Raw genomic sequence first — 16,948 nt, forward strand, 5'->3', positions numbered from 1 at the left:
CGCCCTGGGTCTGCAGCTCGTGGGCGCGCGACTCCTCGCTGTCGGCACGCTCCTCGGCCGCCCCGGCGGCGGCCTCCAGCGCCCGGACCAGCGCCACGGCGGCCTTGGTGCGTGCCGCGAGGGCCGGCGCGGCGTCGCGCTCGGCCTCCCGGATCGCGGCGGAGACCCGCGCGGCCCGGTCGGCCGAGGCCCGGTGACGGAGCACCAGTTCGGTTGCCTGCCAGGCGGAGTGGAGCGTGCGGGCGTCCAGCAGCTCACGACGGAGCGCGGCGGCGTCGGCGGTGGCGTCGGCGAGCGCCAGGCTGGCGTGACGGTGCGTCAACTCTGCTGTGATGAGCGACTGCCGGGTCCGCGCGTCGTGCGCCTCGGCGACGGCGTCGGCCGCGGCGGCGACCTGCTCCTCCAACTCGTCCACGCGCGCCCGCTCCAGGCCCGCACGCGCGGAGAGCGATCGGGACAGGCGCCGGGCCCGGCGCTCGGCGGCGCGGTGGCTCTCGCGCACGCCCTCACGCGCGGTCGCGGCCTCGGCGATGCGGTGCAGCAGGTCCAGCGAGCCGCCGGTGAAGTCCCGCTCGGCGGTCAGCTCGGCGCGGCGGCCCAGCTTGGACGCGAAGCCGTGGACCAGGTCCGCGAGGCCGTCGGTGTCGCGGGTGTCGGTGACGGCCCGGAGCAGCAGGTCGGTGAAGTCCTTGTCGCTCTTGACCGCGAAGAGGCCGGCGGCCTCACCCTCGTCGGCGTTCATCTCGCGCTGGTAGCGGAAGAGTTCCGGGTCCAGCCCGAGCGCGCTCAGGTGCTCGGTCCAGCGCTCGTGGCCCTCCTCCCAGGTGATCTCCAGCTCGGGGGCGAGCTTGCCCGCCTCCATCAGCAGGTCGCGGAAGCCCTTCATGGTGCGGCGACGGCCGCGTGCGCTCACCTTGGGCGCCTCATGCCCCGGCGCGGGCATCAGCACGGCGCGCTCGGCGACGGGCAGCGAGTCGAGGCTGAGAGCCGGGCCGGGCCGGAACGAGTACCAGGCCTCGGCGAACTTGCGCGGGTCGGCGGAGACCTGGCGTCCGCGCCACTCGCTGACCTTGCCGACGACGACGGTCTCGCCGGTGAGGGTGTGCTGCCACTCCAGGGCGACGTGCCCGCAGTCGTCGGCGAGCAGGAACTTGCGCAGCACGCCGGAGCTGGCGCCGCCGAGCGTGTTGCGGTGGCCGGGCAGCATCACCGAGAAGATCAGCTTGAGCAGCACGGACTTGCCGCCGCCGTTCTCCAGGAACAGCACGCCGGCCGGCGCCGGGCGGCGCTCCGGCCCGGTGTCCTCCTCGTCGAAGAACCCCGGCTGGCGCGGCGCGGGGTCGGGGACGGCATCGCCGACGCCGCTCAGGTCGAGCACGGTGTCGGCGTACCGCGCACCGGCAGGGCCGATGGAGTACAGGCGAACCCGGTTCAGCTCGTACATGGTGCGGCGGATCTCCGATCAGGGGTCTTCAGAGGTGGGGCGGTTCAGACGCTGTGGAAGGGCAGGCCGGCGTCGGTGACCAAATCGTCGGACTCGTCCGGCGGCAGCAGCGTGGCGCTGCCGTCCGAGACGGGCACGACGCCGAGCGCGAGCAGCTCCGCCATCGCGGCGCTGCCGGCCATGTCCCGGACCTGGAGCTGGTAGCGGGCGGTGGTGCGGTAGGTGCCGCCCGAGTCGTCCGAGGTCTTCTGCAGGAAGCCGGAGTCGACCAGGAACGACACCGCCTTGCCGACGATCCCGATCGTGGAGCCGGCGAGCCTGCGCGCGTCCTTGGTCGCGCCGGTGGCGCTGCGCCGGGCGTAGACGCGCCAGGCCGCCTCCAGGCCCGGCGCGTCGCTGGACGGGTCGGTGTTGTCGCCCGAGAGGTCCGCCTGCTGCTCCAGCCTGCGGCACGCCTGGCGGACGAACGCGTCGACGCCGTTGACGGTGATCCGCCCCAGGTACCCGTCGTCGGCGAGGTCCTCCGGGCGTGGGAAGGCCAGCGCGGCGACGGCGAGGTGCGCGAGGCCGTGCAGGAACCGGTCGGTCGACTCCGACGCGGCGCGGCGGGAGTAGTCCCCCATCCGCACCGCGAACACGCTGTCCTCGGCGGCGGCCACCGCCATCCCCGCCCGGGAGGAGACCTCCAGCACGATCAGCCCGAGGCCGGTGGCCACGGCGTCGGCGAGCCGCGCGAACGACGGGTCGTCGCGGTAGCGACGGATCAGCTCGGCGTACTCGGTGTCCCGCGCCGGCAGCAGCTTCGGCTGGAGGCTGAAGCTGACCAGCCGGGAGGCGTCGGCGACGTCGGCCGCGGTGATCGCCGCGGGGCGCGCGGCACTCTCACCGGTGCTCGGTGCGTCGTAGTCGTCGTCGATCATCGGTTCAGCTCCGGACAGAGGGGGGTTGCACTTCTTAGGGGCGCGAGGAACTGCGCGGCAAGCCACCCACCCTGGTAGGCCGCCGGACGGGCAGGGCCATCCGCACCGGGTGGGTCCTCGCGCGGTTCCCCGCACCACTCGATGGTCCCCATCTGCATCAGCTCGCCTCCGAACGGTCCGCCGCCATGCCCACGGCGTCGAGCAGCGCGCTGCCGACGATCAGGTCGGCCCCGCCGAACTCCTCGTCGTCCAGGCGCGTGCCGTCGTCGACGGCGAAGAGCAGCCGCTCCTCGCCCTGCCGGTAGGCCGTGCCGACGCCGGGGCTCGCCGCGTGGACGGCGAGCAGCGCGACCAGGTAGGGCAGGTCGGGGTCGGTCCGGCGGGCCTCGGCGAGCAGGCCGGAGAGACGGCGCGGCGCGTCGGCGGGAAGGTCCAGCAGGCCGAGCGCGGTCTCCAACTGCTCGTCGGAGAAGCGGCTGTCGTCGGGCGTGGAGATCAGGTCGGGCTCGGGGAGCTCCGCTCCCAGATGCTCGCGCTCGACCGGCGGAGTGAGCAGGACGTCGACGAGGTCCGTCAGGCGGACCGCGTTCGGCGTGCGCAGCCCTATGCCCTTGCGGAAGAACGCCGTCGTCACCGCCGAGGCCTGCTCCAGCGGCAGCGGCAGCACGGGGGCCAGCAACTGGCCGTACAGGTCCAGGCCGCTGCGCGAGCTCGGCGCGGCGAAGGCCTGGCGGTCCTGCTCGGCGCGGAACAGCGGCCCGGCCTCCAGCAGGCGGGTCTGCAGCTGGGTGTGGCGGCGGATGCAGTCCTTGACGATGTCGACGAGCTCCGCCGCGCGGCGCTTGTGCTCCGCGTCCTCGGCCTCGTCGCGGGCCTTGCGGATGTTGGTGAGGATCGCGTTCTCGTGCCGGTAGCGGTCGGCGATGTGCTCCAGCGCCTCGGCGATGAGGTCGGGGACGGTCTCCATCCAGTCCACGGCGCGCACGTTGCGCCGGGTGGCCTCGAGCGCGCGGCGCAGCAGCTCGCTGTACTGGACGGTGCGGTAGCGGGCCTGCTCGGCGGCGAGCTGGGCATCGGCGAGACGCCCGCGGCGGATCAGCACCTCGAGTTTGACCTCGGCGGCGATCTGCGCGGAGGTGACGTCGGTGTCGAGCGCGCCGACGAGGACGTTGACGGCCTCGTCGGTGGTGCGCAGGTAGACGCCGCCGTCGGGGCCGGGGACCTCCTCGATGAGCTTGAAGTCGTAGTCGCGGCGGATGTAGGAGCCGTCGGAGCCGAAGGTGCCGTAGACGGCGCGGAAGCCGCGGTCGACGCTGCCGACGTTGATCAGCGACTCCAGCACCCACTTGGCGACGCGCTCGTGCTCGCGCCACTCGCGTTCGGGGGCCTGCGCCGCGACGCGCGGCAGGAGCCGGGCGAGGACCTGGTCCCGGTCGGCGCCCGTGTCGAAGTCCATGTGCAGGGTGACCAGGTCGATCGCGGCGAGCGCGACCTCCGCCATGCCGTAGACCGCGTACTCGCCCGCCAGGTTGGCCTTGCGGCTGTCGAGGTCGTGCAGCGGCGCGGTGCAGGCGAGGGCGCGCAGCCGACGGGCGAGGCCCTCGTCGGCGGCGGGGCCCGGGGCCGTGCGCGCTGCTTCGGTGGTGGTCACGGGGGTTTAGCGTAGAGGCTCGGACGGACAACGTCCCAAACGGCACGGATCGCCCCGCTCTGTCCAGCGGGACGCGGGGCGACGTACGGTCTCTCCGTCGTCGCAGCCGCGACCCGCCGGCTCCACGCGGCCCCAGACCGTCGCGCGCTTCCACGCCGGGGCGGGCCGCGCCGGGTCAGCCGTTCGCCGCGACCTTCGCCGGTTCCACCGCCGAGGCGACCGCGGCATCAGGATCACGGTGCCGATGGCCTCGGCCTTTCAACGGGGCCAGTCGGGTGATCTTCGCCGCGTGCCGTTTGCGCCACGCCGCAGGAGGGTTTGAACCCTTTCACACCCCGGGCTCGGCCAGGTCCGCTGCCCGGGGCGCGCGGCTCGGACAGCCGCCGCGCCGGCCGCATACGATCAACGCCGGACGTGGAGCCGGAGGTGGAGATGGATCTGAACGCCGATCTCGGCGAGGGCTTCGGCCGCTGGACGCTCACCGACGACGAGGCGCTGCTCTCGGTCGTCACCAGCGCCAATGTCGCCTGCGGCTTCCACGCGGGCGACCCGGCCACGATGCGTCGCGTCTGCGAAGGCGCCGTCGCGCACGGTGTGCGGATCGGCGCGCAGGTCTCCTACCGGGACCTCGCGGGCTTCGGCCGCCGCGCGATGGACGTGCCGCGCGCCGAGCTCGCCGACGAACTGACCTACCAAATCGGCGCGTTGGAGGTCTTCGCGCGGGCCGCCGGAGCGGCGGGCGTCGCCTACGTGAAGCCGCACGGGGCCCTGTACAACCGGTCGGTCAGGGACGAGGACCAGGCCGCGGCGGTCGTCGACGCCGTGATCGCCTTCGCCCGCGCGTACGGCCGCGAACTGCCGGTCCTGGGCCTGCCCGGCTCCGCCCTGCTGCGTCGTGCCGCCGCGGCGGGACTGCCGACGGTGGCGGAGGCCTTCGCGGACCGCGCGTACACGCCGGAGGGCACGCTCGTGCCGCGCACCGAACCCGGCGCGGTCCTGCACGATCCCGACGCCGTCGTCGCCCAGGCGCTGGCCGTCGCGGTGGCCGGGGAGGCGGCCACGGTCGCGGGCGCGAAGGTGGCGGTCACCGCCGACTCCCTGTGCCTGCACGGGGACACGCCGGGTGCGGCCGCGCTCGCCGTCCGGGTCCGGAACGCGTTGGAGGCCGCGGGCGTGACGATCGAGGCGTTCGCTTGAGCGGCCGCGGCCCGGACTCCCTCGCCCATCCGGTCGTTCGCCCGATGGGAACACGGGCGCTGCTCGCCGAGGTCGGCTCGGACGAACAGGTCGCCGCGCTGTTGGGTGATCTGAGGCTCCGTCAGCACGATGGTCTGCTCGGCGCCGGCGTCGAACTCGTGCCCGCCGCCCGGACGGTGCTGGTCGACGGCCTCGCCGACGCAGCCGAACGCACCGGTCTGGCAGCCTGGTTGAGCGCCTGGGCACCGCACTCCGCCACGGCGGGGGACGGGCCGCTGGTGGAGATCCCGACCGTATACGACGGCGAGGATCTGGGCGAGGTCGCGCGCCTGTGGGGCGTCTCCGCCGAGGAGGCGGCGCGACGGCACGCCGACTGCTCGTTCCGCGTGGCCTTCTGCGGCTTCGCGCCGGGCTTCGCCTATCTCACCGGCCTGCCGGACGAGTTCGCCGTGCCCCGGCGCGCCACCCCGCGCACACGAGTCCCCGCCGGATCCGTCGCGCTCGCCGGCCCCTACACCGGCGTCTACCCCAGCCCCTCTCCCGGCGGCTGGCAGCTCATCGGCCGCACCGCGCTGCGCCTGTGGGACGCCGACCGGACACCGGCCGCGCTGCTGTCCCCCGGAACCCGGGTTCGGTTCGTGCCGGTGACGAACGGGCCTGACGGGGCGGGTGAGTCGAAGTGACGCAGGAGCAGGACGATGTGCCGACAACACGTCTGTTCGAGGTGGTGCGGCCGGGGCCGTTGACGACGGTGCAGGACGCGGGCCGACGCGGGGTGGCGGCGTTGGGCGTGCCCCGAGCCGGCGTCCTGGACGCTCCCGCCTGGCGGTGGGCGAACGCTCTGGTGGGCAATGCCGTGGACGACACGGCAGGCGACGTGACGGACGGCGCGGCGGGCGGGAGGGTGCCAGGCGCCGCGACGCTGGAGGCGACGACGGGGAACCTGGCGCTGCGGGCGGTCGGCGGCGCCGCCTGGGTCGCGGTGACCGGCGCGCCCGCGCCCGTGCGCGTCGAGGGGCGTCCGGTCGGTTGGGGCGCGCCGGTGCGAGTGCGCGCGGGCGAGCTGCTCGAGGTGGGCGCGGTCACCGCCGGAGTGCGCTGCTACGTGGCGGTGGACGGCGGCTTCGACGTTCCGCCCGTCCTCGGGAGCCGGTCCGCGGACCTGCTCGCCGGCCTCGGACCCGCCCCGCTCGCCGCCGGGATGCGCCTGCCGTTGGGCGCGCCGGGAACGCTGGGCGGGCTCGGCCCGGGGAGCGCCGACCAGGTCCCGCTGGCCGCGCCGCCCGCAGAACTGCTGCTGCGCCTCACCCCCGGCCCGCGCCGGGACTGGTTCGCACCGGACTCCCTCGCCGCGCTCGGCCGTACGCGCTACCGCGTCTCCCCCGCGAGCAACCGCGTCGGCCTGCGACTCGCGGACGGGCCGCCGCTGCGCCGCCGCGCGGGCCTGGGCGAACTGCCGAGCGAGGGCATGGTGCTGGGCGCCGTCCAGGTCCCCCCGGACGGGATGCCCGTCGTCTTCCTCGCCGACCATCCGACCACGGGCGGCTATCCCGTGGTCGGCGTGGTGCCGGAGGCGGACCTGGCCGCGGCGGCGCAGGCCGCGCCCGGGACGCCGGTCCGGCTCCTGCCCACGGCACGACTCGACGCCTGAGGATCGGCGACCAGCGACGACCCGAGCTGGGCTCTCCTCCGCCCCGGAGCGGGGCCTTTCGCGGGGTGTTCCCGACCAGTACGGCGCGTCGTCCCTGAGTCGGCCCGGATTCCGGCGCATGGGCGGCAACCGCGCGCTCCCTCGTTCGAGTTTTCGAGCGCGTTCGACGGGACATGGGGGGCGGGGCGGGTCCAGACTGCTGGCAGAGCCCGAGGGCGCAGGCCGCTCGGAGCCCCGCCACCCGTCGTGGTCCCCACCTTCCGCCCCTTTCCCCTACCCACGGCTCCGCCTGGAGGTGTTCCGCATGTCTGAGACGCTGCTCGCGGTCGGCACGGCCAAGGGCCTGTTCCTCGCCCGCAGCAAGGACCGCCGCTCCTGGTCCTGGACCGGCCCCCACTTCGTGATGCAGGGCGTCTACTCGGTCGCGGTGGACCGCCGGGGCGCGACGCCGCGCATTCTGGTCGGCGCGGATTCCAGCCACTGGGGTCCGTCGGTCTTCACCTCGGACGACCTGGGCGCCAGCTGGCAGGAGCCCGCCGCCCCGGCGGTCAAGTTCCCACCCGGGACGGACGCCTCGCTGGTCCGGGTCTGGCAGCTCCGGCCGGCCGGGCCGGAGGAGCCGGGCGTCGTCTACGCGGGCACGGAACCGGCCGCGCTGTTCCGCTCCGAGGACGGCGGCGTCTCCTTCACCCTCAACGAGGGCCTGTGGCGTCACCCGCAGCGCGAGCAGTGGCAGGCCGGCTTCGGCGGCCAGGGGCTGCACACGATCATGCTCGACCCGCGTGATCCGCAGGCGATCACCGTCGCGGTCTCGACGGGCGGCGTCTACCGCACCCGCGACGGCGGCACCGAATGGGAGCCGTCGAACACCGGCATCGAGGCCCGCTTCATGCCCGAGGAGGACCGGTACCCGGCCTTCGGGCAGTGCGTCCACAAGGTCTCCCAGGACGCCGCCGATCCCTCCCGGCTCTACCTGCAGAACCACGGTGGCGTGTACCGCAGCGACGACGGCGGCGCGGTCTGGAAGCGCATCGACGCCGGGCTGCCCGCCGACTTCGGCTTCCCAGTCGCCGCGCACCCGCACCGCGGCGACACCGCCTACGTCTTCCCGCTGGTCGCGGACTACGAAAGGCTCGCACCGGAGCACCGGTGCCGCGTCTACCGCACCGAGGACGCGGGCGAGACCTGGCAGCCCCTGGAAAAGGGCCTGCCCGAGCGCGACCACTACGGCGTGGTCCTCCGCGACGCCCTGACCACGGACGACGGCGAGCCGGCCGGGATCTACTTCGGCAACAAGAACGGGGAGCTGTACGGGAGCGCGGACGAGGGCGAGTCCTGGTCGCTGCTCAACGAGCACCTCCCCTCGGTGCTCTGCGTCCGGGCGGTCACGCTGGACTGACCTCGGCGGCGGCGCAAGTCCGCTCCGCGCTCTCGTCAAGGGCGTGCTCGAAAGTCGGTCGGCGGACGGAGGCTGCACCGGCGGCACGGGCCGCCAGGTGCTCGCGCCAGCCGGGCAGGGCCCGGAGGGCTGAGGCCGTCTGCTCGGCAGCCTCCCGGTCCAGTTGCTCGGCCCGGTTCTCGCGGCGCTCGGCTGCGGCGAGGCGCAGCAGGTCGGGCAGCAGATCCGTGCACCGGTCCAGCACCCAGCGGGTGCCCTTGGTCGCCATCCACAGCACCTGCGCGGTGCGGGAGGGCACCACCCCGTCGGTCCGGTCGTCGGGCGCCGGGCCCAACGCTATTCCGCGGACCGCCAGTTCGCGGTGGAAGGCGCGTGCCAGGGCGCGATGCCCGCGCTCGCTCGGGTGGAGGCGGTCCACGCTCCACATCACGGGGTCGAACAGCCACGGCTCCTCGGCGGCGTGGACGTGCACGGCGTCGTAGCGCTCGGAGAGCGCGTGGACGACGGTGTTGACGCTGCGCATCCGCCGGCCCAGCGGCCGCGCCAGCGCGTCGGGCAGCCCCAGCATCCGGCCGGGGTCCGGCAGACAGGCGGTGAGCAGCACTGTCCCATCCTCGACCAGGCTGCCGAGCGTGGTGTCGAGGTGCCGGGCCACCGCCTGGATGTCGTAGGTGGCCCGCAGCGTGTCGTTGCCGCCGACGATCACGGCCGCGACGTGCGGTCGCTTCCGGCGTGCCTCGGGGAGCTGACGCAGCAGCACGTCGGCCGTCTGGGCCCCGCTGGTGGCGTGGTTGGTGAAGGTCACCTCGGCAGGGTCGGCGGCAAGGCTCTGGGCGAGCAGCGCGGCCCAGCCGCGCCACCCCCCGGCGACGGGATCGCCGAGGCCCTCGGTCAGGGAGTCACCGAGCGCGGACACGCGCAACGACGTCATCGGGAGGCTCCCTTCGCAAGGAGTGCGGCGGGCGTGCGACGGCAGGTTGGCCAGGCTCTGCGGCTCCGGCCGGGAGGACTCCCGGGGCTGTGGCTGCGAGTCCGGATGGGGGGCCTGGTCCGGACGCAGGGCCGGATCCGAACGCAAGGCCTGGTCCGGACGCAAGGCCTGGTCCGGACGCAGGGCCGGCTGCGGGTCGGCGGGGGTGACCGGACCGGCTTCGTGGGCCGCCAGGAAGGCGGCCACGGAGGCGTCCCAGCCGAACTCCTCGGCGCGGGCGCGGGCGGCGGCGCGGCGGACGGAGGCCGGGCGGGCCAGCAGGCGCTGGACGGCGTCCGCGAACGTCAGGCCGGTGTCGGCAGCCGGCAGGCCGGCCTCGCCGATGATCGGGGGCAGCGCGGAGGAGGCGGAGGCGACCACGGGTGTGCCGCAGGCGAGCGCCTCCAGCGCGGCCAGGCCGAAGGTCTCCACCGGGCCGGGGGCGAGGGCGACGTCGGCCGAGGCGAACACGGACGAGAGACGCGCCGGGTCGGCGACGTGGCCGAGGAGGCGGGCGGGCAGCCCTTCCCGTTGGATGCGGGCCTCCAGGCGCGCCCGCAGCGGTCCGGCCCCGGCGATCGCGAGCACGGCCGGTACGCCCCGGCGCCGGAGCTCGACGAGCGCGTCGAGGGCGCGCTCGGGCCGCTTCTCGTGCGAGAGACGCGAGCACATCACCAGCAGCGTCTCGTGGGGCGCGGCGAGCTCCGCACGCAGCGCCTCGTCGCGAAAGGACGGGTGGCGCAGGGTCAGGTCGACCCCGAGGGGCGCGAGCCGTACGTCCGTGGGGTCCGGGCCGCGGAGCTCCAGGCGCCGGAACTCCCGGGCCGCCCACTCCGTGGTGCAGATGATCCGGGTGAAGTCCCTTGCCGTGCGGGCGTTGAGGACGTCGGCAGCGCGCCGGGCGGCGGAGCGGGGCAGCCCCCACATCCGCAGCACGCCGTCGAGGCTCTCGTGGGAGACCATCGCCGCGGGAACGTCGTGCTCGCGGGCCCATCGGCCGGTCCAGCGCAGCGTGGTCCGGTCGGAGACCTCCAGCCGGTCCGGGCGCACCGCCTCCAGGGTGGCGGCCACGCGGGCCCGGTCGCGCAGCACCCGGTAGCCGCCGGTGCCGGGGACGACGGGACCGGGCAGGGTGATCACCCGGCCCTGCTCGCTCTCCTCGTCCCCGGCCTCGGGGCCGGGCACGATCAGCACCGGCTGGTGCCCGGCCTCGAGGTAGCCGGCCCCCAGGCGACGCAGCGCGGTGCGCAGTCCGCCCGAGGTCGGGGTGACGAAGTTCGCCACTCGCACGATTCGCAGTGCCATCTCGGTCGCCCCTAGGCCGCGGCGGCCGTGCCGGCCCCGGCGCTCGTCACGGCCGCGGGGGCGGTGGCGGTGGCGACCGAGGCCGCGGACGGGCGGACGTCGCCCGCCGGGCGGCCGCGCTCGGCCATGACGCACCGGTAGTGCTCGATCAGCTCGTCGCCGACCGACTCCCAGGTGCGGGACTCGACCTCGGCGCGCGCCGCCTCGCCGTACCGGGCCCGGACCAGCTCGTCGGCCGCGAGTTCGCTCACCGCGCGCGCCAGGGCCGCACCGTCCCGGGCCGGGACGAGCAGTCCGGTGCGCCGGTGACCGATCAGGTCCAGCGGCCCGCCCACGGCGGGGCCGATCGCCGGCACGCCGCTGGCCATGGCCTCCTGGATGGTCTGGCAGAAGGTCTCCATCGGGCCGGTGTGCGCGAACACGTCCAGGGAGGCGTAGAGGGCGGCGAGCTCGTCGCCCGTGCGGCGTCCGAGGAAGACGGCGCCGGGGAGCGCCTGGCGCAGCGAGTGGTCGGAGGGACCGTCGCCGATGACGACCACCCGCACGCCCGGCAGCTCCACCGTCTCGGCCAGCAGGTCCACCCGCTTCTCGGGAGCCAGGCGTCCGACGTACCCGACGAGCACCTCACCGTCCGGGGCCAGCTCGCGCCGCAGCGCCTCGCTGCGGTGGCGCGGGTGGAAGCGGACGGAGTCCACGCCGCGCCGCCACAGGTGCACGCGCGGGATGCCGTGGGCGGTGAGGTCCTGCAAGGCGGGCGTGGACGGCGCCAGGGTGCGGTCGGCGGCGCAGTGCACCGTCCGCAGCCGCCGCCAGGCGGCGGCCTCCCCAAGGGCGCTGCCCGCGCGGTAGGCGCGGGCGTACCCGGCGATGTCGGTCTGGTAGACGGCGACCGTCGGCAGTCCGAGCCGCTCGGACGCGGCCATGCCGCGCGATCCGAGCAGGAAGGGGCTGGCCAGGTGGACGACGTCGGGGCGGTGTCCGGCGATCAGTTGCTCCAGCTTGCGGCTGGGCAGCGCGATTCGGACCTGGGGATACCCCGGCAGCGGCATGGCGGGTACGCGCACGACCGGGCACGGGTCCCCGGCCGCCACCGGCACGGCGGGCGCGGGAGTGATGACGAGGGGCTCGTGCCCACGACGCACCAGATGCTCGGCGGTACGCAGGACGGAGTGGGCGACCCCGTTGACGTCTGGCGGGAAGGACTCGGTGACGAGGACGACACGCATGCCAGCGTTATTCCGAGCTCCGGCGTGCGGCGAGGCACGTGGATCTGACCGAACGGCGAACGGCGCACGAATCCTCGTGTCGGCGGTATTCCCAGGTGTCGCGGCCCGGGCCACGGCGTTCTCGGAAGATTCCGTTCGTGTTCCTCGGCTCGTCCGGCACCGTCCGCATCACGTCCCCGAGGCTGACCATCCGATCGCCCGCGAACCAGAGGCCCTCCGCGGTCACAGCCGTCCGCCCGGGCCGCGCACGGCCGATCGCCGGCCGCCCCAACAGCGGTGCTGCCGTGGGCAGTCGACAACCAGGTGGCCATGGGCGGCCGGCGCGTCCGTCGAGCTCACCGCCGACTGGCAGGTTCTGCGCAGCATCCTGTCGGGCCGGGCAGGAGATCCGCCCGAAGACCGACGGCAGCGAAGATCATCACCGAGCGGAGTCTGCTCCTCGGTAAGGGCCTCACCCCCGGAGCGGGCCTTCACTCGGACGGAGCTGTGCCACGTCGGTCGGCAGAGCCGTCCTGGGGCGAGTCTGGGGCGAATCCGGGGCGAGTCCGGGGGCGAATCCCGGCACGACGCCCGACTGACCCCGCCCGGGTCCGGCTCGCACGTCGGGCACCCCGCGCGGGGTGGCCAGCCGCTCGGGCCCCGAAGTGGGCGCCGCCAGGGTGCCGGTGCCGGATGGGCACCCCCGGGTCCCCGCCGGGCCCATCGGCGGGGGTCAGCGGGCCAGGGGTGGCACGCGGTCTGAGCCGCCTCAGTCCGCGCTCAGCCCGCGCTCAGGCGGCCGCGGACGGCGGCGTGGACCTCCGCCTCCTCGCCCGGGTCGGCGGCGAGGCGGCGCAGGCGGTCGAGGACGCGGACGTTGCCGCTGGTGCGCACATGGCGGGCGGCCAGTTCACGGGTGGCCTCCTCGCAGTCCCAGAGGCACTCGACCGCCGCGCCGGTGGCGAAGTACGGGTCGATCACGGCGAGGCCGCGTGCCGCGCCGAGGCGGAGCTGTGAGCAGACCGTCTCGGCGTAGATGTGGCGCAGCACGGAGACCGCCTGTACGGCCGCCAGCCGGCCGACGCCCTCGACGAGGGCGAAGAGTGCCTCGCCGTCCGGGCCGGAGCGGGACACCTCGCGGTGGAGGGCGGCGACGACGAGCGGGGCGTCCTCGGGACCGCCCGCGCAGGCGAGCAGACGGGCCGCGGCGTCGACGAGGCGGCTGCCGTCGGTCCGGGAGGCCCAGGCGCGGGCGTGGACGAGGATGCCCTCGCCGCGCATCCGCCCCAGGGTGTCGAGGGCGAAGTCGACGACCGGCTCGGAGAGGTCGTCGGCAGCGAGCTCCATCAGCTCCGGCAACTCCGGGTCGTCCACCTCGGAGAGATGGCGCAGCGCCGCGCAGCGGGCGCCCGCAAGTCCGGTACGGGCCGCGAGGCGCAGCACCGGGCGATCCGCGGGGCCGGCGACGGCGCCCAGCAGGCGGGCCGCTGCGGCGGCCCGGCGCAGGGTGGCGCGCCCCTCGGGACGCTCGGCGATGCCCGCGCCCCCGCCGAGCCCGGCGCCGCCGACGCCGCCCGCACCGAGCGAGGGCTCCGCCTCGGCGTCGGCCCAGGCCAGCACGGCCTCGGTGCTCCACTCCGGAGTCTGGGGCCTGGCCATCTGACGTTGCCACAGGTCGAAGGGGGCCCGCTCGGTCGCTGCGGCGACGCGCGGATGCCCGGCCGCCCACAGGTGCCACGGGCGCGGCTCGTAGGCGTCGCGGATCGCGGCGCGCAGCTCGGTGTCGCCCTCCGGGCCCTCGGGGAAGCGCGCCAGTACGGCGTCCGCCAGCTCGCGCAGGCCCTCGTCGCTGTCGCGCACGGCGAGCTCGTCCAAGGCCCAGGCCCAGTTGCAGCCCTCGGCGGCGTAGCGGCGCAGCAACTGCAACGCGTCCCGACGGCCGTAGCCGGCCAGACGGCCCAGCACGGCGAGAGTGAGGCCGGTGCGGCTCTCGCGGGTGTCCAGCTCGTCCCACGCGTCGAAGAGGTGCGCCTCCAGCCCCGCCAGCGGCGCCTCGAGCTCCATGAAGAGGCGCGCGTAGTAGAGAGAGCGGTTCTCGACCTGCCAGTCGCGGCGGGGGTCTCTGGTGACGCACTCCTCCAGGGCGGCGAGCGCGTCGTGACGCTCGGCCGCCAGAGCGTGCAGGGTGCCGTCCCCCCGGCCCCGCTGGAGCAGGCCGAGGAGGGAGGCGCTGGGCGCTATCGCGGGCTCGAACATGAGGTCAGCATCCGTTGCGGCAGTCCTGGTGGCAATGGAATTTCGGTGCACGCGGCGGTTGACCTGGTGAGTCGGCCCCGGCACAGAAGGGTCGGTTCGGGTCCGCGACGGTGGCCGCGGGGGGATTCTGGCACCGGCTGACGACGCCCGCCAACCGGAAGCACGGAATGCTACCGTCCGCACCCCTTACCGCGCACCTGCCCGTATTCGTTCCGCACCAGCCGCGCCACCCCCGCCGACGGGGGCGCGCCGAGGCGTCCCGGACCGAGGCGAGGGCTTCCGGCATATGCCGGAAGCAAAATCCCGCCAAGCTTCGGTGAAAGCCCCCCACGAGCGCCACGCTCTGTGCGACAGTCGTGACGTTCACGAACCTCACCGGCCTCTGCGGGACGCCATGCACCCCCACATTTCCCCTCCGTCGCTCGCGCAGCAGGTCTCCGCGCTGCGGGAACGGCTGGAGACGGAGTACGGCGAGGGCCAGGACCGCGCCGAACGCGCGCTGCTGGCCCACGCCCGCTCCCACCTGGTCGAGCTGGAGCGCCTCACGGGCGTGCTGAGCTGCCCGACCGGGGCGGACCCAGACGCCGTCCTCCTGGGCGACGCGGAGTGGGACCTCGTCCACGACTCGGTCGCCTGGTCCCCCGAGATGTTCCAGATCTTCGCCCGCGCACCGCAGGACGGCGCGCTCACCCTCGACCAGCTTCCGGGCGCGCTGCACCCCGAGGACCGCCGTGCCGTCTCCCGGATGTTGACCGACGCCCTCGTCGACGGACGCCCGATCGACGCGGAGTTCCGCCTTCAGCTCGCCGACGGCACCGTACGTCCGGTCCACTGCGTGGGCGCGCCCCGCTTCACCGACAACGGCTGCATCCACGCCGTCTGGCTCGCCGTCCGCACCCGCTAGCGCCTGGCCGACCGTGCTCGGCTCAGGTCGGCGGCCACCCGAGGACGTCCCGTGTCCCGCCCGAGTCCGCCGCCGGTCGTCCACCGCCGGTCGTCCGTCGCCGGTCGTCCGCCCGAAGCCCCGTGGGGCCGTGATCCCCTGGCGGAGCGAGCGGCGGCTCAGATGATCTGCGGGCGGGGCTGGCGCGGGAGCGCCTTGGTGATCTGCGCCCGAAGGTGGGCGACCTCGGGGATCTTGTCGTAGCGGGCGGTCAGCCGGTACATCTGCCGCAGCCGGTGCCAGGTGCGGTGCGAGGACATCTCGCCCGTGGAACTGAGCGCGAGCTGCGCGTAACGCTGCGCCTCGTCCGGCTTGTTGGCCAGAAAGCATGCCGACGCCATGGAGATGTGGTCGAAGAGCTTGGACCGCTCGTGCCCGCCCTCGCGCAGTTGCAGTGCGAGCTGCGCGTGGCGCTGCGCCAGGGCAGCCGCGCTCGGGTCGTGGTCGGCCAGGGTGCGGTAGGTGAGCGCCTCCATGCCGTGAAGGTCCGCGAGGTCGAAGAACTGCAGCCAGTTCGGCCCCGGTTCACCGCTGTCCTGTGCGAAGAGGTCCTCGGCCTCGCCGAGCGTGCGGCGGGTTGCCTGGCTGCGCCCCAGCGACGCGTACGCCCAGGCCTCGACCGTGCGCAGCATGGCGCGGGTGCGCGGCAGCGCCTCCTCGCCCGCCCCGGCGTCCGCGACGCGCATCAGGTCCAACGCGTCGCCGGCGCGGCCCAGGTGCACCATCTGGCGCGCGGCGCGCGCCAGGGCCTCACTGGCGCGCGGGCGGTCCTCGGCCTCGCGGGCGGAGTGCACCGCCATCACGAAGTACCGCTGCGCGGTGGGCTCCAGGCCGACGTCATGGGACATCCACCCGGCAAGCACCGCCAGGTTGGCCGCGACGCTCCACAGCCGCCGCCGCAGATGGTCGGGGTGGTCGTAGGTGAGCATGCTGCCCACCTCGTTCAACTGGCCCACCACGGCCTTGCGTTGGAGACCACCACCGCGGGAGGCGTCCCAGCGCCGGAAGACGTCGACCGACTCCTCCAGGGCGACGACCTCGTCCTCGCCCACCGGACCGGCCTCGTAGTAGTCGAGGGCCGGCAGCGCCGACACGCTCCGGACCACCGCGGCCGAGCCGCTCGCCGGCGGGATCGCGGCCGGGGACCGCATCCACTCGTAGAGAGGGTTGGCGATGACGGCCCCCGCAGCGAGAGCCGTGCTCGCCCCCATCAGTCCGCGTCGATTCAGCATCAGGTCCATTCCCGTGAACTCGGTGAGGACCGCGGCTGTCTGTCCTGGTGCCGGTCTGGAACCGTCCGGCTCGCTGCTGCGCGAGGTCGGGGCGGATGGCCGTTCCCGGTGAAAGCCGAGGTCCTCAGGCGTGACTACTCGGCCGAGCTGCTCGCTGAACAGGGCCGCGAGGATGCGCGGGACGGGATCGCGGGGGATCTCCCCGCGCTCCATCCAGCGGCGCACCCGCGAGGTGTCGGTCGACAGCTGCTGCTGTCCGGCCTGCGCACCGCGGCGGTTGACCAACCGCGCCAACTCCCCCTTGGACCATCCGGTCAGGGCGAAAAGGTCGGCGAGCTGGTGGTTCGGTCCTCTGTTCACGTCGTGCCCCCAGGTTCTCGGCACTTCGACACTAACCACCCGTCATGTGCCAGGCGAGCATTCGCCAGGGTTCGCCAGGGTGCGCCAACTGTCTCGCTCAGGTCGACAAGGTGTGTCGTATGAGTGCGCCACCCCAACCTGGGAAATCGCCCGGCCGATGGCTCCGGGGGCGGGTGTGGCGCAAGGGGTGGCGCGCCGCCGCCACGCGCCAGGGTTCGCCCGGGAGACGCAACTCCCCAGGGTGCGCCGACCGGGCTCCGGCCCGCGTGGCGCCGGGCCGCCACCCCGACCAGGCATCCGTTCACCGGCCCGACCCCGGCCGACGGGCGGAGGCACCGGACGCACCGGACGGAAGCACCGGTCAGACGAAGGGATCAGGACGCACCCATGTACTCACCGGCTCTCTCCCCCGCAC

The 16,948-nt window shown here is 74.7% G+C and carries 11 protein-coding genes and 2 pseudogenes; 5 read left to right on the forward strand and 8 right to left on the reverse strand.

Annotated elements, in window-relative coordinates; translation table 11 throughout:
- The 3 genes and pseudogenes from TR48_RS08630 to TR48_RS08640 all read right to left on the reverse strand — a co-directional run.
- Positions 1-1,444: pseudogene (locus tag TR48_RS08630) on the reverse strand (hypothetical protein); the annotation flags it as partial.
- Between the two features lie 44 nt (positions 1,445-1,488).
- Positions 1,489-2,364: a hypothetical protein gene (locus TR48_RS08635; RefSeq protein WP_042365364.1), complete on the reverse strand. Its 876-nt coding sequence runs from the start codon at positions 2,362-2,364 to the stop codon at positions 1,489-1,491.
- A 157-nt stretch (positions 2,365-2,521) separates the two neighbouring features.
- Entirely contained in the window at positions 2,522-4,015 is a 1,494-nt protein-coding gene (locus tag TR48_RS08640; protein ID WP_042365365.1) for a hypothetical protein, read from the reverse strand.
- A 432-nt stretch (positions 4,016-4,447) separates the two neighbouring features.
- On the opposite strand from TR48_RS08640, the gene TR48_RS08645 reads away from it, so the two are divergent.
- The 4 genes from TR48_RS08645 to TR48_RS08660 all read left to right on the forward strand — a co-directional run bounded on the left by TR48_RS08645 (position 4,448) and on the right by TR48_RS08660 (position 8,262).
- Entirely contained in the window at positions 4,448-5,212 is a 765-nt protein-coding gene (locus tag TR48_RS08645; protein ID WP_042365448.1) for a LamB/YcsF family protein, read from the forward strand.
- A 44-nt stretch (positions 5,213-5,256) separates the two neighbouring features.
- Positions 5,257-5,895: a 5-oxoprolinase subunit B family protein gene (locus TR48_RS08650; protein ID WP_042365449.1), complete on the forward strand. Its 639-nt coding sequence runs from the start codon at positions 5,257-5,259 to the stop codon at positions 5,893-5,895.
- A gap of 17 nt (positions 5,896-5,912) precedes the next feature.
- Positions 5,913-6,863: a 5-oxoprolinase subunit C family protein gene (locus TR48_RS08655; RefSeq protein WP_236652075.1), complete on the forward strand. Its 951-nt coding sequence runs from the start codon at positions 5,913-5,915 to the stop codon at positions 6,861-6,863.
- A gap of 304 nt (positions 6,864-7,167) precedes the next feature.
- Positions 7,168-8,262, forward strand: a complete 1,095-nt coding sequence (locus tag TR48_RS08660; RefSeq protein ID WP_042365366.1) for a WD40/YVTN/BNR-like repeat-containing protein — start codon at positions 7,168-7,170, stop codon at positions 8,260-8,262.
- Here TR48_RS08660 and TR48_RS44265 read toward each other — a convergent pair.
- From TR48_RS44265 to TR48_RS08675, 4 genes and pseudogenes are all read right to left on the reverse strand, one after another.
- The gene (locus TR48_RS44265; protein WP_170183524.1) at positions 8,249-9,193 is read right to left on the reverse strand and encodes an SGNH/GDSL hydrolase family protein; all 945 of its coding nucleotides are present in this window, start codon (positions 9,191-9,193) and stop codon (positions 8,249-8,251) included. The genes TR48_RS08660 and TR48_RS44265 overlap by 14 nt on opposite strands.
- A gap of 201 nt (positions 9,194-9,394) precedes the next feature.
- A pseudogene (locus TR48_RS44270) lies at positions 9,395-10,537 on the reverse strand (glycosyltransferase); the annotation flags it as partial.
- Between the two features lie 11 nt (positions 10,538-10,548).
- Positions 10,549-11,763, reverse strand: coding sequence for a glycosyltransferase family 4 protein (locus TR48_RS08670; RefSeq protein ID WP_084729048.1), 1,215 nt, complete (start codon positions 11,761-11,763; stop codon positions 10,549-10,551).
- A gap of 759 nt (positions 11,764-12,522) precedes the next feature.
- Entirely contained in the window at positions 12,523-13,998 is a 1,476-nt protein-coding gene (locus tag TR48_RS08675) for a hypothetical protein (RefSeq protein ID WP_042365367.1), read from the reverse strand.
- Between the two features lie 394 nt (positions 13,999-14,392).
- On the opposite strand from TR48_RS08675, the gene TR48_RS08680 reads away from it, so the two are divergent.
- On the forward strand, positions 14,393-14,902 hold the full coding sequence (locus TR48_RS08680) for a PAS domain-containing protein (RefSeq protein WP_042365368.1): 510 nt from the start codon (positions 14,393-14,395) through the stop codon (positions 14,900-14,902).
- Positions 14,903-15,060: 158 nt separating this feature from the next.
- Here TR48_RS08680 and TR48_RS08685 read toward each other — a convergent pair whose 3' ends face one another.
- Positions 15,061-16,533 carry a DNA-binding protein NsdB gene (locus TR48_RS08685; RefSeq protein ID WP_042365369.1) on the reverse strand — a complete coding sequence of 491 codons (1,473 nt, stop codon included), beginning with the start codon at positions 16,531-16,533 and terminating at the stop codon, positions 15,061-15,063.
- Positions 16,534-16,948 lie beyond the last annotated feature (415 nt).

It is taken from the genome of Streptacidiphilus neutrinimicus (genome assembly GCF_000787815.1).
Lineage (GTDB): Bacteria > Actinomycetota > Actinomycetes > Streptomycetales > Streptomycetaceae > Streptacidiphilus > Streptacidiphilus neutrinimicus.